This window comes from Alteromonas sp. 5NW40-0090 (genome assembly GCF_057552975.1).
In genome coordinates, this window is the sequence record NZ_BAAJLT010000002.1 from 80,288 (window position 1) to 104,245 (window position 23,958).

General features: G+C 46.1%; 17 protein-coding genes. 11 read left to right on the top strand and 6 right to left on the bottom strand.

All coding sequences use genetic code 11. The features are described from left to right. The first annotated feature begins 179 nt into the window (after positions 1-179). From proB to AC27KT_RS02485, 4 genes are all read left to right on the top strand, one after another. A complete protein-coding gene (gene proB / locus AC27KT_RS02470; RefSeq protein WP_487127099.1) occupies positions 180-1,280 on the top strand; it encodes a glutamate 5-kinase in 1,101 nt (366 codons plus the stop codon). Between the two features lie 125 nt (positions 1,281-1,405). Further along, positions 1,406-1,843 carry an acyl-CoA thioesterase gene (locus AC27KT_RS02475; protein WP_168463697.1) on the top strand — a complete coding sequence of 146 codons (438 nt, stop codon included), beginning with the start codon at positions 1,406-1,408 and terminating at the stop codon, positions 1,841-1,843. A gap of 3 nt (positions 1,844-1,846) precedes the next feature. Further along, positions 1,847-2,863 (top strand): D-2-hydroxyacid dehydrogenase, encoded by a 1,017-nt coding sequence (locus tag AC27KT_RS02480; RefSeq protein ID WP_487127101.1) that lies wholly within the window; start codon positions 1,847-1,849, stop codon positions 2,861-2,863. A 9-nt stretch (positions 2,864-2,872) separates the two neighbouring features. Further along, a complete protein-coding gene (locus AC27KT_RS02485; RefSeq protein ID WP_487127103.1) occupies positions 2,873-3,775 on the top strand; it encodes a DMT family transporter in 903 nt (300 codons plus the stop codon). A gap of 16 nt (positions 3,776-3,791) precedes the next feature. On the opposite strand, the gene AC27KT_RS02490 is transcribed toward AC27KT_RS02485, so the two are convergent. Next, positions 3,792-4,067, bottom strand: coding sequence for a hypothetical protein (locus tag AC27KT_RS02490; protein WP_014951413.1), 276 nt, complete (start codon positions 4,065-4,067; stop codon positions 3,792-3,794). Between the two features lie 211 nt (positions 4,068-4,278). Between AC27KT_RS02490 and AC27KT_RS02495 the strand changes: the two genes are divergently transcribed. Together AC27KT_RS02495 and AC27KT_RS02500 are read left to right on the top strand one after the other, a co-directional pair. After that, entirely contained in the window at positions 4,279-4,785 is a 507-nt protein-coding gene (locus AC27KT_RS02495) for an RNA polymerase sigma factor (RefSeq protein ID WP_014980752.1), read from the top strand. Continuing rightward, positions 4,778-5,398, top strand: a complete 621-nt coding sequence (locus AC27KT_RS02500; RefSeq protein ID WP_487127105.1) for a hypothetical protein — start codon at positions 4,778-4,780, stop codon at positions 5,396-5,398. Before AC27KT_RS02495 ends, AC27KT_RS02500 begins: the two co-directional genes overlap by 8 nt. 42 nt (positions 5,399-5,440) lie before the next feature. Here AC27KT_RS02500 and AC27KT_RS02505 read toward each other — a convergent pair whose 3' ends face one another. Both AC27KT_RS02505 and AC27KT_RS02510 read right to left on the bottom strand, forming a co-directional pair. Then, positions 5,441-9,340, bottom strand: coding sequence for a translocation/assembly module TamB domain-containing protein (locus AC27KT_RS02505; protein WP_487127107.1), 3,900 nt, complete (start codon positions 9,338-9,340; stop codon positions 5,441-5,443). Next, on the bottom strand, positions 9,337-11,175 hold the full coding sequence (locus AC27KT_RS02510) for an autotransporter assembly complex protein TamA (RefSeq protein WP_487127109.1): 1,839 nt from the start codon (positions 11,173-11,175) through the stop codon (positions 9,337-9,339). The genes AC27KT_RS02505 and AC27KT_RS02510 overlap by 4 nt, the downstream gene beginning before the upstream one ends. A 275-nt stretch (positions 11,176-11,450) precedes the next feature. On the opposite strand from AC27KT_RS02510, the gene AC27KT_RS02515 reads away from it, so the two are divergent. Both AC27KT_RS02515 and AC27KT_RS02520 read left to right on the top strand, forming a co-directional pair. Next, complete coding sequence (locus AC27KT_RS02515) at positions 11,451-13,436, top strand: alpha/beta hydrolase family protein (protein ID WP_487127111.1); 1,986 nt, start codon at positions 11,451-11,453, stop codon at positions 13,434-13,436. Between the two features lie 138 nt (positions 13,437-13,574). After that, positions 13,575-14,825: a multidrug effflux MFS transporter gene (locus tag AC27KT_RS02520; RefSeq protein WP_487127113.1), complete on the top strand. Its 1,251-nt coding sequence runs from the start codon at positions 13,575-13,577 to the stop codon at positions 14,823-14,825. Positions 14,826-14,986: 161 nt separating this feature from the next. Here AC27KT_RS02520 and ilvC read toward each other — a convergent pair whose 3' ends face one another. Continuing rightward, the gene (gene ilvC / locus AC27KT_RS02525; RefSeq protein ID WP_187447529.1) at positions 14,987-16,465 is read right to left on the bottom strand and encodes a ketol-acid reductoisomerase; all 1,479 of its coding nucleotides are present in this window, start codon (positions 16,463-16,465) and stop codon (positions 14,987-14,989) included. 157 nt (positions 16,466-16,622) lie between these two features. On the opposite strand from ilvC, the gene ilvY reads away from it, so the two are divergent. Further along, positions 16,623-17,495: an HTH-type transcriptional activator IlvY gene (ilvY, locus tag AC27KT_RS02530; RefSeq protein WP_487127115.1), complete on the top strand. Its 873-nt coding sequence runs from the start codon at positions 16,623-16,625 to the stop codon at positions 17,493-17,495. 31 nt (positions 17,496-17,526) lie between these two features. On the opposite strand, the gene AC27KT_RS02535 is transcribed toward ilvY, so the two are convergent. Both AC27KT_RS02535 and AC27KT_RS02540 read right to left on the bottom strand, forming a co-directional pair. Continuing rightward, positions 17,527-19,041, bottom strand: coding sequence for a YifB family Mg chelatase-like AAA ATPase (locus AC27KT_RS02535; RefSeq protein ID WP_487127117.1), 1,515 nt, complete (start codon positions 19,039-19,041; stop codon positions 17,527-17,529). Positions 19,042-19,249: 208 nt separating this feature from the next. Beyond that, positions 19,250-19,867, bottom strand: a complete 618-nt coding sequence (locus AC27KT_RS02540; protein WP_487127119.1) for a trimeric intracellular cation channel family protein — start codon at positions 19,865-19,867, stop codon at positions 19,250-19,252. A gap of 429 nt (positions 19,868-20,296) precedes the next feature. On the opposite strand from AC27KT_RS02540, the gene ilvD reads away from it, so the two are divergent. After that, positions 20,297-22,147, top strand: coding sequence for a dihydroxy-acid dehydratase (ilvD, locus tag AC27KT_RS02545; protein ID WP_071816478.1), 1,851 nt, complete (start codon positions 20,297-20,299; stop codon positions 22,145-22,147). Further along, positions 22,147-23,694, top strand: a complete 1,548-nt coding sequence (ilvA, locus tag AC27KT_RS02550) for a threonine ammonia-lyase, biosynthetic (RefSeq protein WP_487127122.1) — start codon at positions 22,147-22,149, stop codon at positions 23,692-23,694. The genes ilvD and ilvA overlap by 1 nt, the downstream gene beginning before the upstream one ends. Positions 23,695-23,958 lie beyond the last annotated feature (264 nt).

Genomic DNA, 23,958 nt, shown 5'->3' on the forward strand with positions numbered 1-23,958 from the left:
ACTTGTAAGTTAGAATTGTTATAAGATAACCGTCTTTAGTATATAAGTATGCCTGTCACAATCCAATTTTTTGACCGTAAACTAACCATGTTTTAACGCAAAAAAACTGTAACAGATCGTTTTGTTTCGCGCTTTAACTGTCGTATTCTTAAGCCCTTGTTATCTTTTTTCTTTCCCCTATGAACCGTTTTAATTGGCAACGTGCCGTTATAAAAGTTGGCAGTGCGCTCATTGCTCCTGAAGGCAACGAATGCAGCGGGCGTTATTTGCTGTCTCTCGCTCGATTTATTACTGCTAGTCGCGAAGCAGGCAAAGAAATTATTCTTGTCTCTTCTGGCAGTGTTGCCGCGGGCCGCAGCAAAGTGAAGGTTCGCCACAACGCATCGATTGCAGAAAAGCAGGCCATGGCTGCGATTGGCCAGAATTTAATGATGGCCAACTGGCAGCGCTTTTTTGACTTTCCCTGTGCACAAGTATTGTTAACGGCGGATGATCTACGCGATAGAACCCGCTACGTAAATATAAAAAATACCTTGCGTGAAATTCTGAATCACAATGCGTTACCTATTGTGAATGAAAACGACACAGTAGCTGTCAACGAACTCAAAGTGGGTGATAACGATAACTTGGGTGCATACACCGCCCTGGTCGCCCAAGCAGACACCCTCATTATCTGCTCAGATATTGACGGTTTATTTACCGCAGACCCAAGAAAAGACGCCAACGCCACACTCATTCCACAGGTAGATAAAATAGACAGCACCATTTACGGTCTCGCCGGCGGCGCTGGAACAGCGGTAGGTACAGGCGGCATGCGCACAAAAATTGAAGCGGCAGATAAGTGCACCAGTAGCGGTATTCAAACGCTTATTGTAAACGGGCGAAAAGGCGAAACCTTCGATGCATTACTTGAAGGTAAAGTGCCGGGAACCCTATTCAATGCTAGTAGCACTCCCGCCAGCGCGCGCAGACTGTGGCTTACCCATACTCTTAAAACCGCTGGCAGAATAGCAGTGGATAGCGGAGCGAAAGAGGCGTTAGTGCGAAAAGGCGCGTCTTTACTACCATCGGGTATTGTTGATGTTACCGGTTTGTTTGAACAAGGCGACGCTGTTGAAGTGGTTTGCCAAGACGAAGTTATCGCCAAGGGGCTTTGCTTATATAACGCAAAAGACTTAACGCTTATAAAAGGGAAAAAGTCGAAAGAAATTGCCAGTGTGTTAGGTTATGAAACAACGGATGTTGCCATTCACCGTGACGATATGGTGCTTTACTCATAGCGCTACTCAAAAGAATCGCTGCAACAGACTACCGCGCATTAAACATTAATTGGCGTTAGTCGTTCATCGATTTTCATTATTTGCGCCAACAACAAAGCGATACATTTATTCACTAAGGGACGATCATGACTGATATCACACCTACACTTGCCGACTACCCTTACAAAGTCACAATCGCCACGCGTTGGCAAGACAATGACGCGTACGGACATATCAACAATGTCGTGTACTATGGTTTCTTTGATACCGCGGTGAATCGCTTTTTAATTGAGGAAGGCGGACTGGATATACACAACGGGCAAACCGTGGCGTATGTGGTGAGCAGTCAGTGTCAGTACATTGCTCCTGCAGCCTATCCTGAAGATATTTTTGTAGGTTTGCGCGTTATCAAAATTGGTAGAAGTTCAGTGACTTATGGTCTATCGGTTTATGCCGGAGAGAATAAGCGACGCGTGGCTCATGGCCAATTTGTGCATGTGTTTGTAGATAGAAAAACCGACAAGGCCATTCCTATTCCTGTTAATGTGAAAACAGCGTTAGAGTCGATTGTGGAAGTAATGTAGAGCATGGCAAAAATGACGAAACACAATGCATCACAAGCGATGAGCAACGGCAAACAAAAGCAGGTTGTCTTTCTAGACGCCGAAACCATGGATTTGCCCAGTCTTGATACCTCTTCACTCGATGACGTACAAAACAATTTCGACGCCGCAATTACGCTTCATCAACAAACTCAAGCCGAAGACGTTGCTGAGCGCATTAAAAATGCCGATGCTGTGCTGGTTAACAAAGTCGTGCTACAAGCCAAAGATTTACAGCAGGCCAGTCAGCTTCGCTATATTGGTGTAACTGCGACCGGCATGAACAATATCGACCGTAATTACTGCGAGCAGGCTGGTATTACCGTTCAAAATGTAGAGGGCTATGGCACTGACAGCGTTGCTCAACATACGTTGATCTTGGCGTTGAATTTGGCCACCAATTTTTTGCCCTATCAGCGCGATATGCGCAACCAAGCATGGTCTGCTTCTTCTCACTTCTGCTTACTCAATCATCCCGTGGTGGAATTGGCGGGTAAGCATGCGGTAATTGTTGGGCATGGCGAGCTTGGCAAGCGTGTGGAGGCATTGTTCAAGGCTATGGGTATGCAGGTGAGTATCGCTGCTCGCCCAGGTAAACAAGACGACCCTCGTCCAAGTCTTGCATCGCTTTTACCAAATGCCGATGTGGTAAGTCTTCATTGCCCTCTTACTGAAGCCACCGACAAGCTTATTAATGCCGAGACGTTGTCGCTGATGAAGCCAACCGCTTTTCTCATTAATACGGCTCGCGGCGGTTTGATTGATGAAGAGGCGCTCTTTCATGCGCTTAAAAACAACCAAATTGGTGGCGCGGGATTAGATGTGCTTAGTGTCGAGCCCCCGCCTGTTGACCATATATTGCTTAAAGAGGCGTTACCTAACTTGCTGGTAACGCCGCATAATGCGTGGATTGGTAATGGAGCTAGGCAAAAACTGCTCGATAGTGCTATCGACCATTTATCTGCCCACTTATCTTATTGTTTATCAGCTTCCCAGGGCTAGAACACCGTTATGAATAACGCAACCTTATTTGCTCTGTGCTGCCTGATTTGGGGCTCAACTTGGATAGCCATCACTTACCAAATAGGGCATACCTCTGAAACCTTTGCTATTGCGCTGCGTTATTTATTGGCGTCGGCCTGTTTAGGGATTTACTGTGTTATTAGGCGTTTACCGCTTAAGCTACCGATACATGTTCATGTGAAAATGGCCGCAGTCGGCCTCTTTTTATACAGCTTAAATTACACGCTGCTGTATATGGCGCAAGCGCACATAATTAGCGCGCTGTTAGCCCTTATGAGTTCTTGCATTATCTACATCAACGTTGTGCTTCGGCGCTGGTGGCTCAAAGAGCCGATAAGAAAAGAAGTGGTTATAGGCGCGACGTTTGGCTTGCTGGGTATTGTGTGTTTGTTTGTGCCTGAGTTTTCCAAAGTATCCATGGATGCGGCGCTTGCCACCGGCCTCGCCATAGCGTTTGTCAGCTTTTTCTGCGCCTCAACAGGTAACGTTATCTCCGAGCGTATTTTGACCTCGGGTACGCCTGTTATCCAAATGAACTTCTATGCCATGAGCTATGCCATGGTGCTGCTTTTCATCACATCATTGGCAATGCCGGGTAAGTTGGTCATTCCTACCCATACCGAGTTCTATCTGTCGCTGCTTTATCTGGCTATCTTTGGCTCTGTGTTTGCGTTTGGCGCATACATGAAACTGTTAAAGCAAATGGGCGCTGACAAGGCTGCATATGTGGTCTTGGTATACCCCATGGTTGCACTGGTTATTTCCACCTTTTTCGAAGGCTATACCTGGAGCGTGTTGTCTGTAGTTGGGGTGGTCATTGTGCTGGTAGGCAACGCCATTGCAATGGGGAAAGTTCCCCGCTTTATGCGTCGCCCACCGGTGTCGAGCTAGGAGCTGGTAAAACGGTTTATTTAAGCGCGTTGATTTTCTTATTCAGTTCGTAAGCTGGCTCGGTAACAATGGTTTCAAGGGTTTCGATCCGCGCCATCAAAGCTTCAATCTGCGCATCTTTTTCCTCTAAACGCTGCTGCTGTTTGTCGGTCACGCTTTTAACGAACGGGTTGCTGCACTCGCCGTTCATCCAGTCGTTTAGTCGCCACTGAAATTTTGCGTCTAAGTAGCTTGCCAAAAGCACAAGTGACGTCAGGCTACCAATTAACAAAACGATACTTAACGTAGACATAATTTTTTCCTAATCCAAATTTCAAGGTTGAAGGCTTTTAGGGAAAATGGCCCTAAACGCACGTTGCTGCACTTACTGTTTTAACTAGTCGTTTGCTGCTTAAAAAAATTACAGCATTGACGAAAAAAGTTTGTAATAAAAATTCGTGGGGGCAGACTGATAGAAGTAACACAATAAAATAACAACAGTTTTTGTGATTAGGGATGTGACGTTGGGGCAGGGTTTTGAAGATGTTTTTGCGCAATACGGGGCAATACTGAGCCGTGTAGCCAACAGCTATGAAGCAAACGAAGCGATGCAGCAAGAATTATTGCAAGAAATTGCTATTGCCGTTTGGCAGGGGCTGTCTCGCTTTAAGGGCGATAGCAGCGTGAAAACCTATATTTTGAAGATAGCTCATAACCGCGCAGTTACTCACGTAGCAAATCAAGTGAAGCGTCTCGATACCCATCAATATGACCACGATGATTTAGGCTCTGACGGGTTCGCGAGTACTACCCACTCACCAGAGGAAATGTCTAGTCAACACCAGTCGCTAGAGCGCTTGTTGCGCGCGGTACGGGCACTTCCATTGCAGTCAAGACAAGTGCTAACGCTTTCTCTTGAAGGCTTAAGTTACGATGAAATTGCAGACGTCTGTGGTCTGACAAAAAATCATGTTGGCGTGATATTAAAGCGCGCCAAGCAAAGTATCATGCAGGAGCAACCGCATGCATAATTTAGATAAAGAGAATCAAACGAACCCGCCCGTATCAGTAGACGATGAGCAAAATGATGGCCTTTCTGCGCTATGGCAAGCTCAGCCAGTTACGACTATCAACCTCTCGGAAGTAAAAGCCAGCCTAAACAGTGAACGAACCAAGCAGCGTTGGTATATGGTGGTTGACTCCTTAGCGTTTATCCCAGCGATCTACTTGCTAGTTGTTACTTGGGAAAAGTTCACTTTTGTTGCCCACGCGATGTTTGTTTTCATGCTGATCACGGCTCTTCCCCTGCTTGTTTATCAGCTATGGTTAAGAAGAGTGGCTGCATTTTCAAAAGACACTCAAACCGCTGACCACCTAACGCAGCTAATAAAGCAAATTAAGAATAACGTGAAGATTGCTGTAATCACTAAACACTCGACTTGGACTGCAGTGTTGTTTGGATGTGGCTTTCTGGTGGAGCGCTATTTTTATGGGGAGCCTACCCAAGAGAAAATTATGAAGATGGCTATAGTTATGACTGCCATGAGCATTGTGATGTTAGTGTGGTATGTGTGGGCGAGCAAAAGACAAAAGCGCTTCGAGCGTCAACTCGAAACGCTTGAGAAGATGGCGCAGCAGCGTTAAGGGCGTATGAAAGCAAAAGTATGATGTTTTGGCTTTGAGCGCTTAATTGTTATTACTTGTGCTTAGAGCGCTCACGTTATCTTTCAAATTGAGCTCTGCACTTTCATTGGACTCGTTAGATTCACTGTCGTCTTCATCACTATCTTTACGGGTTCTGTTATCGCCCAAGAAAAACTCATAATAAAGGTCTAACGCAAACTCTGACTGGTCTTCCAGTGTGGTTTGGATTGCTTCCAAGTAAAGGCTAGGTAATAACTGATATTTTAGTGCCAAATCAGGGGGAAGCTGTCTGCGACGCAACGTGCTGTTTGCATCATTGTTACTTAAGCCAACATCGACATTATACTCCACTGATAATCGTTCGTTAATTTGCCCCGTAACCGACAACATGTTTTCGTTGGTGCTTAGGCTAAAATCATCTATCCCCAAGGCGCTGCCGACTTGCCCTGTTAGGGTTTTGGTATTTGACAAGCCAAAGCCTAATAGCAGTGCAGCGTAGTTAGGATCTTGTGTTCCCGAGTTTGGCCCTGAGCCCGTAAGCAAGTACGACAGTACGCCCTGTTGATCCATCGCTGGTTCTGAGAACAGGTTGATACTTGGCGAGTCGGCTGCCCCATCTATACGAATTCCCGCAATAACGTCGTCATCGGTTTTAGCGGGGTCGCGGATGGCTTCAACCAGCAACAAAGGTTGGTCGATGGGGCCGTTGAACTGCACTTCACCGGTTTGAATGATTAACTGTTGCCCATAAGCACTATAGCGTCCGTTCAGTATTTGAAGGTCACCGTAACCCACAAGCGCTGGCTGGGTGTTCACGCGAATTCCTCCATATAAGCTTGCGGTCAGTCCAAACGCCTCAAGCTTCACTTCTTCGGTTTTGTTTTTATCTATATTAACTAGCACAGATGCGTGAACGATATCGAGCGGATCTTCTCTATCGGGTTCGCCTCGCAGGTGCACGTCTTTTGAAGGAGAAACAGCGCTTTCGGGAAGCGACTCTATTTCAATTCGTGCCCACGGTATATTCACTTCGCCGGTAACATCAACCTTTTCTTTTGTGGCAGCAATATCAATATTCGGAGATACCTTTAGCCTGATATTTGGCTGACGAATTTCGAAACCATTCCCTTTTAAATTGAATGTCGCGCTTGGATCAGACGACCAGTCTATATTGCCCTTAAGCGCTCCTTTACCCCCACCTAGCACAAACGCACCGTCTAGTGCAGCGGTCTGGCCATCAAGTACCACTTTTTGGTTCCAATCTGCCAATGTCACGGGGGTATCTTGTATATCAATAGCGCCATTTGAAATAGCTAATTCACCATTAAGGGCCGGGTCGTCAACATAACCACTTAGCCTAATATCTCCATTAAGCTTTCCGGTCAGGGTTCTGATAGCTGGGGAAAGCGGTTTGAAAGGCGCAACGTTGAGCCCTTCCATCACTAACTTACCCTCTAGCGGTATGCGCTCATCAAATGGCCGGGTATTTAACGAAAGCGTTGCATCGCCAATGTCTTGACTAGAGATTAAGGATGTCGACGTTAGTTGACCTTGCTTGATTTTCCCGTTGGTTTCTATGGAATTGACAGTAAGTGTAAGGGGCCGTGTTTCACCTAATTGCCACGGGGCAGCGCTCATCGACGCTGTAAACGTCGCATCTATAGGGTCCTTGGGTGAATAATTGCCCTTTGTTTTTACCGTAAGCGTTGCTTGCGAAGGGCTTGAAACAACGGTGGGCGCTAATTCATTTGCCCATAACCCAATCGGTAGTGAGGTAGCGCTTATGTCCCAACTGGCTTTATCTTCCTGATAATTCACATTTGCAATACACAGCTCCCCTTCTTTTCTAGAGGACCAGCAGTGTTGGCCTATTTTGGCCGTTACCGGTGTGCTGCCAATATCTACGCTAAAAGCGCTCGATAGTGTCCATTGCATATTAGCGAGTTTTAATGCGGTATCGCTGATTTCACCAATCCAATGGTTATTGGTCCACGCGCCTTTGAGCGAAAGCGCAATCTTGTTGTCGGGCACTGCCAAGTCAAGTTTTGCTGTGTGATCGCGATAGGTTCCATTGATTTCAATTTCGCCATTTAACGGCCCTTGCTGGGCTGCGGTAGCGTTTAGATTAGGCGAAATGGCAATATCAGAGAGGGCTAGGGTTCCGTTTGCGCTCGGGTTCTGCCAGGGGCCGGTGGCATTTATCTTGCCATTTATCCCGCCGGTTATTTCTGGGTATAGGCTTGAAATAGCATTAACGCTAATTGCAATATCAGCATTTAAGTGACGTTTATTGAGCACTTGAGCGACGGCGCGGATAGTATTTCTTTCCTGCTCATTTTCTTGCGTAACATTAATATTAGTTACAAATAAATCACTGGGGCCGGCATAAACTGCATTCCCTTTTACTTGCAACGGTTTGTTTTGAAGCACGCCTGATACCGTCATATCTGTCAGGCTCATATGTAAGCCGCCGCGCTCAGAATATTGCAAGATGCTGTCGATCTGCCCGTTAATTTTTTCCGGAGCATAAGCACTGAACTGTCTACCTGACACGTTTTTAAGCGTTGTCTTACCTTCCCATGCAATGCTCTCGTTAAGATATAGTGTACCCTTGTTGGTTAAGCTGCCTTCTAGCGCATTGATATTGGCTTGATTAACAAAGATGTTGTTCTTTTTCAGCACCACATCAAGTGATACCGGTACATTGCCAATGTCAGGCAATGTAGCGGCGCCAGCTCCTTTAAGTACATAATCACCCATGGTGCCGGAAAGCGTTAACTGTCCTTCTTTGAGCGTGGTATTTTCCATTGTCGGTATGGCTTGTTCTTGCCAGTTCGCAGTGAATTCTATGGGAAGGTTACTGTCTAGTATGTTCGCCATGAGATTAGCGTTTGCGGTAACCGCACCTTTGGCTACAACTGAAAGTGTTAAATCGTCCAACGCACCTGCGGCGGTTATATTAACTTCTTGCGGAGCATCGTCGAGCTTCGTTTTGGCGGTAGCCGCGACATCTAACGGATAGTTTCCACTGAGCGAGGCTATTGCTTTACCTTTTATTTCCACCTGTTCATGCACAACTGCCAATTCTTCAATAGCAACATCGGTGCCTTTGAAGTGAGCGTCCAATAAAGAGATGAGAGAAATGTGCTGTTTATTGCCGTTTTGGGTTATTTGAAGGTCTTCTACCAGCAATGTGCCAAGAGACAAGGGAATAGGCGAAGCTATACTGGGGAGTTCAGGTACGTCGTAGCTTAGCGAGTATGACGTAGGCAAAGCGCTATCAGTACTTGGCGACTGTTCTTCTGCCATCTGCTCTTGCTTTGCAGTAGGGTTTTGAGCAGGCTGCTCACTTTTAGTTTCCGGTGCATTGGTTATGGCTACAGGCGAAGCGCTGGGTGCCTCATCTTGATTTAGCAGAGCAATGCGCACTCCCTTCGCGGCTATGCTGTCGAGTGTAAGGACGCTATTGCCCTCAAAATCTGCTAACTCTAATTCATCTATTTCTACTGTTGTCGTAAGTAGAGCAAGTTTTATATTCGTTAGCGCTAAATACCCGACATTAATAGGCAACGGTAATTTAACTTGGTCTCCTGTGGGAGTGTCATTCGAAGATTCAGGCGCGTTTGATAGTTGCGTAAGCGTTGCATTTTCAAGCGTTAGCTCGTTGACGCATACTCTGGGCTCAAACAAACAACGCCACGTTACATCAATATAGGCATATTGTGCAGTTACCTTCCATTGCGGGTTTTCCCATGCAACATTATGCACTTCTAAGGTGTCAGCGAATCCGCCTTCAATAGCATCAATAGAAAGATTATCAACAAACGTGTTGGCGATTAACTTAACGGTAGGGCCCCCTAGCGGGCTGATTAATACTGCATATATGCCCACCAGTATAAAAATAGGTGACAGTAAAATAGCCGAAAGCGTACGTTTTCTCATAGCTCTGGCCCCAGCATTATATGAAAATCCCATGTGTTCTCTTCAGGCGCAAAACCTCTAGCGATGTAAAACCTCACCGGCCCAATAGGTGAAAGCCAGTGAACACCCGGTCCAATACCGTAGGTCAGCGTTGTGCTGGTATCGTTAGTTGCTGTTCCCGCGTCGATAAACGCCGCCACCCGCCAGTTATCTGCCACTTGGTAAGCGTACTCTACACTTGATGTGAACAAATACTTACCACCTATCGAGTCTGTTTCAAGATCACCGGTTTCCGGGTCGATAACTTCAGCAGTAGGTGAAATTTCACGGTACTCAAAGCCCCTTATACTTTGATCGCCTCCAGCGTAGAAACGAAGTGATGTAGGTACTTCATCAAAACTATTGGTTTTAATGGCCCCAACTTCGCCACGAATTGTAATTCTATGTACATTATTAAAAGTGCGAATAACCATAGCTTCAACAACGGCTTTAGCGAAATCGATGTCTGAGCCATAGCCCTCTCTCCCTATTTGGGTGAGCATTTGTAGATAAGCACCGTTGGTAATATTAAGCTCACTATCTTTATCACGATAGGTTAAAGAGTACCCAGGCAAGACCAGTGATGTGGTATTCGTGCTCAATTCTCCCTGATCGTATGTTTCCCGCAAATAGGTAATAGAGCCATCATGCTGCCACGGAGAATCATCTCCTTGCCAATAGCGGTGTGCAGAAAGGGATAGTGTTTCACTTTCGAACGACGTGTTGCTGTATTCAATAAACTGATAACCGGCCTCAATGCTGGCGTAATCTCGGGTTATGTTTCTCATAGGAATGCGGTAGTCGGCGGTAACCGATTGTTCGGGTTCAGAAATGAAGATATCAGATGAAACCGAATGTCCTTTATCGTTTACCCAAGGTCGTTCCCAGCCCAAGCGAACCCTCGGCCCTGTATCAGTGGCGGCACCCACTGATACATTAAACGCATCTGTGGGTCTATGAAGTAATGATACCTCTACTGGCACAAGTAAGCCTTCAGCTTCACTGACAACGGGGCGGGCAATAACCCGAGTAAAATATCCAGATTGATTCAATCTGCGGTTGAAATCACCCAGTACTGCAGACGAATAGGCATCGCCAGCTTTGAAAGGCTTTAATCGTTCAATAATGTCCCTAGCCTTGTCATCCCCTACATACTTCAACTCGCCAAATTGATATTGAGGCCCGCTTTGCGCAATTAAAAGCACGTTCGCTTGTTTTTCGTCGCGAACCAAATCCAAGCGAGTTGCCTGCCAAAAATAATCAAAATAGCCGTTGGATAGCGCGTAGTTGAACATAGAAGATTTAAACGATTCATAAATGGTTTGGTTGAGCACATCGCCTTCTTTAAGTTGTAACGAATTAAATCGCTCTCTAAAGGCTTTGTCTTCACGCCCTGCACCAATAATTTCACGGGTCACTTTATTTATCGTGAGGGGCGCATTTAACGCAACATTTACGGCGACCTTGTCACCTTCTAGTATGCGTACTTTTGCCTCACTGTTGTAAAAGCCATAAGGCTGTACTGCAGTAGCCACCGCTTCTGCAACTTCGTCTTGCCAATAGGGGTCCGTCAATAGCGCCTTTTCTACATCAAGCCCATTTAAATGCAGACGAATGTTATTACGAAGCTTTGAGTCGTCTACGCCTTTGATGTCATAAGTGATTGACTCTTGAGCAAACGATGCCATGCACAGTAACCACAACAGTGTGCAGCATGCAGCTTTAGTCAGTAAAGGCGTTGCTTGGGATGTTCTGAGCATAAATTGTCGGAAAAATAGGTCTTGCAAACTGGCAAACCTGCTCCAAGTTGAAGGCATGAAAAGGTCAAATCCTTAAGGTAACGCTGGGCTTAGAAGCTTACCACTAGAGGGTAAAATCCATGTTCTATCTATGGTTAATAGTACCACATATACAGTTTGTATTCGTAAAGTACGACGAGAGATCAAATTCTTGCGCTAATGTAGATACTTCAAATCTTGGAGGGTTTGTTTTTGTACATTAGAGAGTGAATTTGTATACTCAAGCTAGCATAGCTTTGAAAATTGCTCATTCGCTAAGTTCCGCCAACAACAAAAAATTACAAGGGAATGTTATGTCTTATACAAAGACTGTCTCACTGGCTTCATTTATTGCCCTACTGCTATTTACTATGTCTACCTCGTTGAATGCAGAGCCTTCGGTTGGTAAGCCTACCTACGAAGCATTTAGCTCGCTGCCAACCTATTGGACACCGTCATTGTCACCCGATGGAACGAAAATCGCTTTTGTTCAAAATGTTGAGCAAGAAGAGGCTTTTGCCATGCTTGTCACCTTTGACCTGATAAAAGGAGAGAAGCATTACCTGCTGCGCTCTGACAATGAGCGTGTCAAAATAAATTGGTATCACTGGGTGAATAACGAGCGCTTGGTAGTCAGTGCTCGTTATGAGACTCGACGAGGCACTACCAAAGTGCACGACACACGGTTACTTAGCGTTAAGTTTGATGGCGAGGGCGGCGCATTTAACATGGTTGAATGGGAACGTATTAAGCGCCGTGCTGGCAACCCTAGTCATATTCCACAATTTCACGATGATGTCATTGATTGGCTACCCGATGATCCCGAGCATATTTTAATAGCATTAGATGCCGAGGTTTTAGGCTTACCTTCGGTATATAAAGTCAATGTAAACACTGGTGGAGTAAGCCGAGTCGTGCGTGGTAAAAAACGCATTAGAGACTGGCTTACGGATCAACAGAGTAACGTACGTATCGGCATTTCTCTTAACTATGATACTGGCGAACGAGAGGTTTTCTTAAAAGAAGGTGACGACTGGCGAACCTTGTTTGCTTATAACGCTATGACTGAGAAAGGGGAATACCCTGTCGGCTTTGCAAAAGACCCTGATATTTTATACTTCAAGGGTTACAAAGGCGACTACCGCGCGCTTTATACTCTAAATCTTAAAACCAATGAGCGAACGGAAGTTTATGCTGACGAAGGGTACGACGTAAACGGTAGCCTTATTTACTCACCGGTCACGCGAGATGCAATAGGTGTGCGTCATGACGGTCGTTTTTACTGGGATGAACGCTATGTTGCCTTACAAAATGGTATCGATATAGGACTTCCTGATTACGATAATACGCTAGTCAGTTTCAGTGATGATGAACAGACCTATATTGTTTATTCTGAATCGGACATTTTGCCTGGTGTGTACTTACTAGGTAATCGTAAGGAAGGCACACTCGATGTATTATTTCAGCAATACAGCCAAATAGACTCTACGCAATTATCAGAACATAAACTCATTGAATATGAAGCCCGAGATGGCATCAAGATTGAAGCATACTTAACCCTTCCCAAAGGTGACGGGCCCTTCCCAACAATTATTCACCCTCATGGCGGTCCGGGTGCACGAGATTTCAGTGGTTTCGACTATTGGACAGCATACTTCACATCAAAAGGTTATGCAGTTCTACGTCCCAACTTTAGAGGCTCTAGAGGTTATGGGTACAGCTTCGCGCAAAGCCAAATGAAAGGCTGGGGCTTAGCTATGCAAGACGACATCACTGACGCGGCAGGCTGGATGGTTAAACAGGGTTATGCGGAACAGGATAATATGTGCATTGTTGGCGCAAGCTACGGTGGATATGCAGCTTTAATGGCAACGGTTAAAACCCCTGATTTATTTAAATGCGCTGTGAGTTTTGCCGGCGTAAGTTCACTTAAACACGTCGTCATTCATTCTCGCCGCTTCCTGAACAATGAATTCGTTAAAAATCAGATTGGGGACGACTACGAGGATTTAGAAGCGCGTTCACCATATTACAATGCGGAAAGTATCAAGACACCTATTTTACTTGTACATGGCGAAGAAGACCGTATTGTTCCGCCTCTTCACAGTCGTTACATGGCTGACGAATTGGAAGACCTCGATAAAGTCTTTAAGTATGTAGAGCTTGAAAGTGGCGATCACCACCTTTCTATTCAGCGTAATCGACATTTGTTTTTTAAAGAAATGGACGCATTTTTGGGTGCGTATTTGAAACCAGCCAAAAGCGGCGAGACGATGCCGGCAGACCTTGCAACCGAATAGCTCCCGTTAAACGTGTCAGTATTTACGACAAATGCGTGTGAGTTGACGGCTTTTTAACCAAATTTCAGGTATACTATACAAGGCGCGATTATTTCGCGCCTTTTTAATTTCCCCACTTTATTTCATATTCGAGACTTTATGCCCCAGACATCTAATGGCGTATCTGATGATACTGCAGTTGTGCAAAAGCCTGCCCTTGGCCTTGTTGAATTTGTTGCGTTGATGGCGACCATGACATCGCTGGTGGCACTCAGTATAGATGCTATGTTGCCCGCACTTATTCAAATTGGTGAAGCTCTAAATGTAGAGGAGGCCCACCAAACCCATTTGATTGTAACCGTGTTCTTTTTAGGTATGGCGTTTGGGCAAATGTTCTTTGGTCCTTTTTCAGACAGCCGTGGTCGTCGTTTAACTATTCTTGTCGGGCTGTGTATTTTTGCTCTTGGTACCTTTGTGTGTATGCTGGCTACCAACCTAGAGACCATGCTGGTGGGGCGGGTTATTCAAGCGTTTGGTGTTTCTGGTCCTCGCATAGCTTCAATGGCCATTATTCGTGATTTATACGTGGGTGATGCCATGGCAAAAGTCATGTCGTTTATCATGATGGTGTTTATATTGGTGCCCATGTTGGCCCCCATTATCGGGCAAACGGTGATGGAATTGACGTCATGGTTTCATATTTTCACTATGTTCCTCATAGTGGCTACTATGGCTGGAATCTGGTTTTTCTCTCGCCAGGGAGAAACCTTGCCTCGGGCGAAGCGCAGAAAATTCTCGCGCGCACATTTTTTTAAATCCTCAAAATTTATCCTGACCCACCCCGAAGTGATGGGTTACACCTTTGCGATGGGCTGTATTTTTGGGGCGTTTTTGGCGTATTTAAGCGCGTCACAAACCATCTTTACTGTGTTTTACAATGTAGGTGAATGGTTCCCCTATATCTTCGCTACTCTTGCCTTTTCTATCGGTCTTGCCTCTTACTTTAACGGAAAAATGGTAATGCGCTTCGGCATGCGCAAGCTCTGTCGATTTGCGCTTAAAGGAGTAAATTGTTTTGCGGTGGTGTATTTGGCATTGTTATTTGCTTACGATGGTCTGCCGCCGTTAATTCCGACTGTGGCCGTTATGTTTGTTGGCTTTTTCTTCGTGGGCATACTGTTTGGTAATTTAAACGCTATGGCAATGCAGCCTCTTGGCGATATGGCAGGCTTAGGTGCTGCCATTATTGGCTGCTTTTCAAGCTTATTCTCAGTGCCCGTTGCGCTTATTGTCGATAGTTTTTTAAATGGGACCTTGATGCCAATAGGTTGGGGTTTTCTTATCTTTTTTGCACTGGCTTATGTGTCAGTTCGCTTCGCTGAACGCGTTCGGGAAGTTGTTGTTTCTTAACTAGGTAAGCATTTGTCAGTAAACGCTTTGGGTTAGAAGCAGTTCGCTGTAAAGAGAGACGTGACTTACTGAATTACAGGCATAAAAAAGCCCGACCAAAATGGTCGGGCAAGAGGGCTTAGTTAAGCACCTAACGACAGAAACTGTCTTAACCTCTGTTTTTACACAACTATAGCTTTCATGTCAGTCATGTAGCCACGTAAGGTCTTACCTACTGATTCCACACCGTGTGAGCGGATGGCTTCGTTAATTTCAACAAGGCGTTTGTTTTCTACTTGATTAGAAGTAGCTGCTAAACCCTTACCGATAACGCTGGTATCAATGGTAGGCATAAATTTCTCACGCAAAATTGGAATTGCTGCGTTAGCAAACAAATAGTTTCCGTATTCTGCTGTGTCTGAAATAACCACGTTCATTTCATACAAACGCTTACGTGCGATTGTGTTAGAAATTAGCGGTGTTTCATGTAGTGATTCGTAGTACGCAGACTCAGGTAGAATACCGGCTTCAACCATTACGTCGAACGCAACTTCAACACCACACTTGATCATGGCAACTAGTAAGATGCCGTGGTCAAAGAATTCTTGTTCACTGATTTCACCTTCATAAGCCGGTGCGTTTTCAAACGCGGTTTCACCGGTTTCTTCACGCCACTTAAGTAGGTTCGCATCGCCATTCGCCCAATCTTCCATCATAGTGCGAGAGAACTCACCACTGATGATGTCGTCTTGGTGCTTTTCAAATAGCGGACGAAGTAAATCAGTTAACTGCTCAGAAAGCTCAAATGCTTTTACTTTTGCAGGGTTTGAAAGACGGTCCATCATGTTAGTCACACCGCCAATCTTAAGTGCCTCAGTAATAGCTTCTAGGCCGTACTGAATAAGTGCACCTGCGTATCCTGGCTCGATACCATCATCAACCATTTTTTCAAACGCAAGTACCGCTGCAACTTGTTGCATACCACACAAAATGGTTTGCTCGCCCATTAGGTCAGATTTAACTTCAGCCACAAATGATGACTCAAGTACACCTGCGCGGTCACCGCCCGTTGCACTTGCTAGTGCTTTAGCCTGATCCCAACCTTTACCTTCAGGGTCGTTTTCTGGGTGCACGGCAATCAGTGTTGGTACACCAAAGCCACGCTTATATTCTTCACGTACTTCAGAGCCTGGGCTTTTCGGTGCACACATAATGACTGTGATATCGCTACGAATCTGCTGGCCTTCTTCAACAATGTTGAAACCGTGAGAGTAACCTAATGTCGCACCTTCTTTCATAAGCGGCATAACGGCTTCTACAACGCTAGCGTGCTGCTTATCAGGTGTTAGGTTGTAAACCACATCAGCTTCTGGAATAAGTTGTTGGTATGTACCAACGGTAAATCCGTTACTGGTTGCGCGCTTATATGAGTCGCGTTGCTCATCAATGGCTGCCTGACGCAGCGCATAAGAAACATCTAACCCTGAGTCACGCATATTCAGACCTTGGTTAAGGCCCTGCGCGCCGCAGCCTACAATGACAATTTTCTTGCCTTTTAAGAACTGACAACCGTCAGCAAATTCATCGCGTGCCATGAAACGGCAGCGGCCAAGCTGATCTAACTGCTGGCGAAGTGACAGGGTGTTGAAATAATTAGCCATAAAAATTTCCGAACAACATTCATTTTTGTCAATATCAAACACCGACCTTGGTGTTGACAGACCTCGTCTATGACGACTTGGTAGTGAGACTAAAAGATTTCTTTTGTTTTGGAAAATGATATATTTGCAAGATAATATTGCAAAAAGTGAAACGTGTATGGATTTTCGAAGTCTACAGCTCTTTAATCACCTGGCCACTAGTCTACACTTCGGCGTAACTGCTGAAGCTATGTATGTATCGCCTTCCACGTTAAGCCGGGTTATCCAACGCCTTGAGGACGAGTTAGGATGTACGCTATTCAAACGTGACAACCGCAAAGTGGCGCTAACTCACAGCGGGCACAAGTTGCTGTCATTCTCTAAACAAGCGCTGGCAGATTGGCAGCAATTAAAAATAGATTTAAAAGAAGACAACGACGCACTACAGGGGGAGATCAGCGTATTTTGCTCGGTTACCGCCAGTCAAAGTCATTTGCCCGCTATGCTTAGACAGTTCAGACAACAGCACCCGGGTGTTGATATACGCTTAATTACCGGCGATCCTGCCCTTGCGATAGAAAAAGTGAAAGGCAAACAGTGCGATTTATCTATAGCTATTTACACCCCTGATATGCCGACAGATTTGCATTTCACTGCCCTTGATAACGTACCTTTGGTACTTATTGCGCCAAGGGAGTGGCGGCTTACTCAGCTAAGTCAGCTGGATTGGACCAAACATCAGGTGATAATGCCTGAAACTGGCCCAACTCGACGTACTGCCTATCACTGGTTTGCTGAGCATGGCATTCGCCCTAACGTTTATGCCTACGTTGGCGGGAATGAAGCTATCGTAAGCATGGTGGCACTTGAATGTGGCGTGGGATTTGTGCCAAAAGTGGTACTTGATCACTCTAGTATGGCCAATGCAGTAACCCAAATACCTGTTGAAGATATTGAGCCTTATGCCCTAGGATTATGCTGCTTGCAGGATAAGCAAAACGAGCCGCTTATTAACGCCTTTATGCAGCTTAATGTACAAGCTCGTGGGTAAATTTAAGATACAAGCTGTATTTAGCTTGTAATCAGCTGGTGCTCAACTGCTTAATAAGATTATCGAGAGCGCGATAGCCTAACGCTTCTGCAATATGCGCTCTCGACACGGCGTTTTCCTCTTCAATATCAGCAATAGTTCTTGCTACTTTTAGCGTGCGATGAAACACCCGCATAGACAAATTAAGCTGTTTCGCAGCGGCTTGTAGAAACTGCAAATCAGCGTCATCAAGTAAGCACATATCGGCAAGCTCGCCCGCATGTAGAGCACCATTGGGTTTGCCTTGCCTAAGCTCTTGTTTGTGGCGTGCCGTAATAACTCTCTCTCGCGTGGCATGTAACGAGTCGTCAGGTTTATTGGCAGGTTCTGGCAGATCGTAGTCTGGCAGTCGAGGCACCTCTACTTGTATATCTATTCTATCAAGGAGCGGGCCAGACAAGCGATTTAAGTAGTTGAGTTGCTGCTGTGGCGTTAACCGATTATCGTCAATATCTCCTGTCGGGCTTGGATTCATCGCCGCGACTAACTGAAAGTTAGCAGGGTATGTCGCACTTCCTGAAGCGCGAGACAAATGCACGTCTCCGGTTTCAAGTGGTTCGCGCAATACATCTAGTGCCTTTCGCCCAAATTCAGGCAGTTCGTCTAGAAACAAAATACCGTTATGAGCCAGCGATATTTCACCTGGCACAGGGTTAGAGCCACCGCCAGTAAGCGCGACGGCAGAACTTGTGTGATGGGGTGAGCGCAGGTGGCGGGTTAAAAATCGTTCTGCATGCAGCTTTTCGCCTTTCACCGAATGGATAGCAGCAACTTCCAGCGCTTCTTCCTCGCTCATATCGGGTAATAGCGACAGCATTCGGCTAGCGAGTAAGCTTTTGCCCGTGCCTGGAGGCCCTACCATAAGCAAATTATGCGAACCACTGGCGGCAATAATTAGCGCACGTTTGGCTTGCTCTTGGCCGATAATATCGTCCCAACCAGTTGAAGAGCTGCGTGATGAATGAGAAGTGAAAGGCTGGCCTTTAGCAAGTTTTTTGTTGCCGGTAAGGTGTTCATAAACAGACAGTAAATCGAAAGCGGGATAGCGCGTTGCATGAGAAACCAATGCCGCCTCTACGTCGTTATCCCCCGGGTATACGAGCGCAATATCTTCGTTTGCAGCTGCCATTACCACAGGAATCAGCCCGTTCACTTGCTTTATTTCGCCGTTTAATGCAAGCTCGCCCACAAAGGCAATGTTAAGCAGGCTAATATCTGATATGTAGCCCGACGCAGCTAAAATACCCACGGCAATGGGAAGGTCGAACCGCCCGCCAAACTTGGGAATATCTGCTGGCGCTAAATTAACGGTTATTCGCTTTGCGGGAAACTCAAAACCACTGTTAATGAGGGCGCTGCGTACCCGCTCTCGCGCTTCTTTAACGCTGGTTTCTGCCATGCCGACCAGTTGAAAAGCAGGTAAACCATTAGCTAAGTGAATTTCTACACTTACCTCTGGCGCTGACACGCCCTGCCCTGCAAAGGTTTTAACGACAGCCATTCCCATAATCTAAACAACCCCTCTCTTTCCATACTTATTGTTTGAGCTTTAAAAATGCAAAAGCCTCGGCGTGTCCAATAGAATTAGCCAACGCATTAGGCGTAAACTCTAGATAGAGTAGAGAGAAGATGTAACTGTACTAACGATGGGATTTACCGAGCGTGCTGTCAAAGCCTAGCCAGTGGTGGGCCTTGTCAGCAAATATAGAGTAGCGCTAGTGATGGTCGTTGTAGAAAACGGGTAGCTGCCAATGCCATCGCATGGCGCCGAGTCTAAATAATACGGTTGTGACAAGGGCTGCAATACCGCACCACTGTGTGGCGAGTTCCAATTGCATGCCTATTCCATAAACCACGCCCCCTGCAATACAGGTCATTGCGTACAGTTCGCCGTTGAGTACAAGCGGTACTTCCCGACATATTACGTCACGTAGCAGGCCGCCGAATACGCCGGTAATGGTACCCATAGCCACTGCCACTGCCATGCCTGTTTCGTTGGCTAGGGCTTTCTCTATGCCAACCACGTTAAATAGCGCCAGCCCAAAAGCATCGGCGATTAATAAATAGTGAAACGGGAAGCGTGGGCTTACTCGTAGCCAGATAATGGGAATAAAAGCGGCAATGAGCGTGGTATATAAGTAATCGGTATCAGCGATCCAAAACACGGGGACATCTAACATCACATCGCGAAGTGTTCCTCCGCCAATAGCGGTAGCACTGGCGAGGACCACCACGCCAAATCCATCCATGCGTTTCTGATAAGCCATAAGGGTGCCAGAAATTGCACATACAGCAACGCCTGCTAGGTTTAACCAGTGAAACCAATCGAACATGCTTTTTTACCCTTTTACTACTAGTAAGAACTCGCTATTTCTGCCGCAAAAAACTTGATCATGCTGTGTGTTTCATGCTATTTCTTTGCGCAATACCAATTCGCGTTTTGCCGCGCATTGCGTGTAGGGGTAAAGCCATAACCCCTAACGAACAACATTTCATTTTTATAATGCCAGAGGAATACGGCATTATAAGTCAAAGATATCATATAAAACAAAGCGCTACTGGTCTGTAAGCAGTTAGGCTTTGTCGCCCTTCGCTTGAACGACCTAAGATGATTTAATACATCATCAGTATGACACGCAATTTTGAGTAAAACAGCGCGTATTGGAAAACTAGCCAAAGCATTACTGAGTTACCACTGTTTTTAAGTTTCACATATTAGGTCTAGCATTAAACCCTAGACCTTAAATTAACGGGAAGGATTTATGCCCAAGTTACGTTCTGCAACTACCACGCAAGGTAGAAATATGGCCGGCGCTCGTGCGCTATGGCGTGCAACAGGAATGAAAGATTCTGATTTCGGCAAACCTATTATTGCTATTGCTAACTCATTTACGCAGTTTGTACCTGGGCACGTTCACCTTAAAGACCTTGGACAGCTAGTAGCGCGCAGCGTTGAAGAAGCGGGTGGTGTGGCGAAAGAATTCAACACGATCGCAGTGGATGACGGTATCGCCATGGGGCATAGCGGCATGCTGTACAGCCTTCCATCTCGAGAAATTATTGCTGATGCAGTGGAATACATGGTTAACGCACATTGCGCCGATGCCATCGTTTGTATTTCTAACTGCGACAAAATCACCCCGGGAATGCTAATGGCGTCTATGCGCTTGAACGTGCCCGTTATTTTCGTATCTGGCGGTCCAATGGAGGCGGGTAAAACCAAGCTTTCAGACCAGCTTATTAAACTAGACTTGGTTGATGCAATGGTCGCGGCGGCTGACGACAAAGTTAGCGATGCTGATACTGATGAAATTGAGCGCTCTGCCTGCCCTACCTGCGGCTCATGTTCAGGGATGTTCACCGCGAACTCCATGAACTGTCTTACCGAAGCGTTAGGTCTATCACTGCCAGGCAACGGCTCTATGCTAGCCACGCACGCCGACCGTGAAGGTTTGTTTAAGCAGGCAGGAAAGCAAATTGTTGAGCTTTGTAAACGTTACTACGGCGATGATGATGAAAGCGTATTGCCACGCAATATCGCCAACTTTAAAGCTTTCGAAAATGCCATGAGCCTAGATATTGCTATGGGCGGCTCAACCAATACCATTCTGCATTTGCTAGCAGCAGCAATGGAAGGTGAAGTGCCTTTCACTATGGATGATATCGACCGCTTGTCTCGCAAAGTGCCTCACTTATGCAAAGTGGCACCTTCTACACCTAAATACCACATGGAAGACGTACACCGTGCAGGTGGCGTTTTAGGTATCTTAAACGAGCTTAATAAAGCGGGCTTGCTGAACACCGATGTTAATCATGTTTTAGGTAAACCGCTCACTGACGTTATTAGCGAGTGGGATATCACTAATCCAGAAAATAAAGACGCAATTACTTTCTATCGTGCGGGCCCTGCGGGTATTCGTACAACTAAAGCCTTTAGCCAAGATTGTCGCTGGGATGAAGCTGATGATGACCGCGAAAACGGCTGTATCCGTTCCATCGAGAATGCGTTTAGCCAAGAAGGCGGCCTAGCGGTGCTTTATGGCAACTTAGCAGAAGATGGCTGTATTGTTAAAACCGCAGGTGTGGACGAGTCTATTCTAAAATTCAACGGTACTGCCCGTATTTACGAAAGCCAAGACGACGCGGTAGCAGGTATCTTGGGCGATGAAGTAAAAGCCGGTGATGTGGTCTTTATTCGCTACGAAGGCCCTCGTGGCGGGCCGGGTATGCAAGAAATGTTGTATCCAACGTCTTACTTGAAATCTAAAGGATTGGGTAAGCACTGCGCCTTGGTAACAGACGGGCGTTTTAGCGGCGGCACTAGCGGCTTATCTATTGGACACTGCTCCCCCGAAGCCGCCAGTGGCGGAGGCATTGGCCTAGTGGAAGATGGGGATAAAATTGAAATTGATATCCCTAACCGAAGTATTAATATTGCTATTAGCGATGAAGAACTAGCACAGCGTCGCGCGAAAATGGAAGCCAGTGATAAGCCCTGGAAGCCGAAAGATCGCGTACGCGAAGTTTCAACGTCGCTTAAAACCTTTGCGGCGTTGGCAACCAGTGCCGACAAAGGTGCAGTGCGTGATGTGACTAAGCTGGAAAATTTGTAATGACAGCAACACACGTAAGCGATCACGAGTACTTAAAGAAGATCTTGCTAGCGCCAGTTTACGATGTGGCGGTAGCGAGTGAATTGTCTTATATGTCGTTGCTTTCGGCTGAACTTGGTAATGAAATTTTTCTAAAACGGGAAGATCAGCAACCGGTTAAAAGCTTTAAACTGCGCGGTGCCTATAACCGTATTTGTTCGTTAAGCGATGAACAGCTACAAGCCGGTGTCATTGGTGCATCGGCAGGTAATCATGCACAAGGCTTAGCGTACAGCGCAAAAATGAAGGGCATTCAGGCGACCATTGTCATGCCTGAAACCACGCCTGATATCAAGGTAGATGCAGTACGCCGCTTCGGTGGTGATAACGTGAATGTGGTATTGCATGGCACCAGCTTTGACCAAGCGAGTAACCACGCTAAAGCATTGTGCGAAACCCATGGCTATACCTTTGTTCCGCCTTTTGACGATCCCGATGTCATCGCGGGGCAAGGCACAGTTGCGCGAGAACTGCTAGAGCAAAACCCCAATCTTGATATTTTGTTTATAGCTGTTGGCGGCGGTGGTTTAGCTGCGGGTATTGCGGTGTACCTAAAGCAATTAAAGCCAAGTATAAAAATTGTTGCAGTAGAGTCAGAAGAGTCGGCCTGTTTTATTAAAGCAAAAGCGCAAGGCGCGCCAACAGAACTTGAAAGCGTGGGTATTTTTGCCGACGGCGTTGCCGTTAAAGTGATGGGGCAAGAGACCTTCCGCCTGTGTAATCGTTTGGTAGATGAAACTATTACCGTTACCAATGATGAAATATGCGGGGCAATTAAAGATATCTTTGATGATACACGTGTTATTGCTGAGCCAGCGGGCGCATTGTCGGTGGCGGCAATTCGCAAGTACGCTAAGCAACACGACCTTAAAGGTAAAAAGTTAGGCGGCATTCTGTGTGGCGCAAACATCAACTTTCACACCCTGCGTTATGTATCTGAACGTTGTGAACTAGGCGAACAGAAAGAAGCGGTATTTGCAGTTAAAATTCCTGAAACGAAAGGTGCGTTTAAACAGTTCTGCGAATGCGTTGGGGCAAAGGCCATCACCGAGTTTAACTATCGCTATGCCAGCGAGAGTGAAGCCCATATATTCGTGGGCGTTAAGCTTAAAGGCGGTCAGCAAGAGTTTGCGGCACTGCAAAGCGACCTTGAAAGCAAAGGGTATGACTGCGTTAACTTAACCGATAACGAATTAGCGAAGCTTCATGTCCGTCACATGGTTGGAGGCCGCCCGCCGACAATACTTAATGAGCAAGTTTTCAGCTTTGAGTTTCCGGAGCGCCCGGGTGCGCTACTGAACTTCTTAAATACGTTAGGTGAACAGTGGAACATCACGCTATTTCACTATCGCAACCATGGCGCAGCAGAAGGTTTGGTATTGGCGGGCTTTGATATCGCACCAGAAAGTCGAGATGACTTTAACCAGCATGTCGCCGAGCTAGGCTATAAGGTTGAAGAAGTAACGGATAACCCAGCGTATCGCTTTTTCCTGTCGCAACCAGCGTAAGCCTTATCGGTATGCCGAACAGGCTTTGATAACAATACATATACGAACACTGGCTCGTTTTTAACCGTTTTCGCTTTGTATTGCTTCACGTTAAGCGCAGGTTTACCGAGGAGCGATACAAAGCGGCACTATTTTGACCTTAATGGCTTCGCATTTGTTGAGCGTTGCGTAACTGCATCAGAAGAGGCCATTGACTAGATAGACGCGCAATAAAAAACCCATGCCAAAGCATGGGTTTTTGCTAAGACTAATGCAAAGTTACTG

Coding starts and splice junctions, on each gene's coding strand:
- AC27KT_RS02515 (WP_487127111.1), top strand. CDS start 11,451: ATGTCTTATACAAAGACTGTCTCACTGGCTTCATTTATTGCCCTACTG.
- AC27KT_RS02535 (WP_487127117.1), bottom strand. CDS start 19,041: ATGGGAATGGCTGTCGTTAAAACCTTTGCAGGGCAGGGCGTGTCAGCG.
- ilvC (WP_187447529.1), bottom strand. CDS start 16,465: ATGGCTAATTATTTCAACACCCTGTCACTTCGCCAGCAGTTAGATCAG.
- AC27KT_RS02505 (WP_487127107.1), bottom strand. CDS start 9,340: ATGAGAAAACGTACGCTTTCGGCTATTTTACTGTCACCTATTTTTATA.
- AC27KT_RS02500 (WP_487127105.1), top strand. CDS start 4,778: ATGCATAATTTAGATAAAGAGAATCAAACGAACCCGCCCGTATCAGTA.
- AC27KT_RS02490 (WP_014951413.1), bottom strand. CDS start 4,067: ATGTCTACGTTAAGTATCGTTTTGTTAATTGGTAGCCTGACGTCACTT.
- ilvA (WP_487127122.1), top strand. CDS start 22,147: ATGACAGCAACACACGTAAGCGATCACGAGTACTTAAAGAAGATCTTG.
- AC27KT_RS02520 (WP_487127113.1), top strand. CDS start 13,575: ATGCCCCAGACATCTAATGGCGTATCTGATGATACTGCAGTTGTGCAA.
- ilvD (WP_071816478.1), top strand. CDS start 20,297: ATGCCCAAGTTACGTTCTGCAACTACCACGCAAGGTAGAAATATGGCC.
- AC27KT_RS02480 (WP_487127101.1), top strand. CDS start 1,847: ATGGCAAAAATGACGAAACACAATGCATCACAAGCGATGAGCAACGGC.
- ilvY (WP_487127115.1), top strand. CDS start 16,623: ATGGATTTTCGAAGTCTACAGCTCTTTAATCACCTGGCCACTAGTCTA.
- proB (WP_487127099.1), top strand. CDS start 180: ATGAACCGTTTTAATTGGCAACGTGCCGTTATAAAAGTTGGCAGTGCG.
- AC27KT_RS02540 (WP_487127119.1), bottom strand. CDS start 19,867: ATGTTCGATTGGTTTCACTGGTTAAACCTAGCAGGCGTTGCTGTATGT.
- AC27KT_RS02475 (WP_168463697.1), top strand. CDS start 1,406: ATGACTGATATCACACCTACACTTGCCGACTACCCTTACAAAGTCACA.
- AC27KT_RS02485 (WP_487127103.1), top strand. CDS start 2,873: ATGAATAACGCAACCTTATTTGCTCTGTGCTGCCTGATTTGGGGCTCA.
- AC27KT_RS02510 (WP_487127109.1), bottom strand. CDS start 11,175: ATGCCTTCAACTTGGAGCAGGTTTGCCAGTTTGCAAGACCTATTTTTC.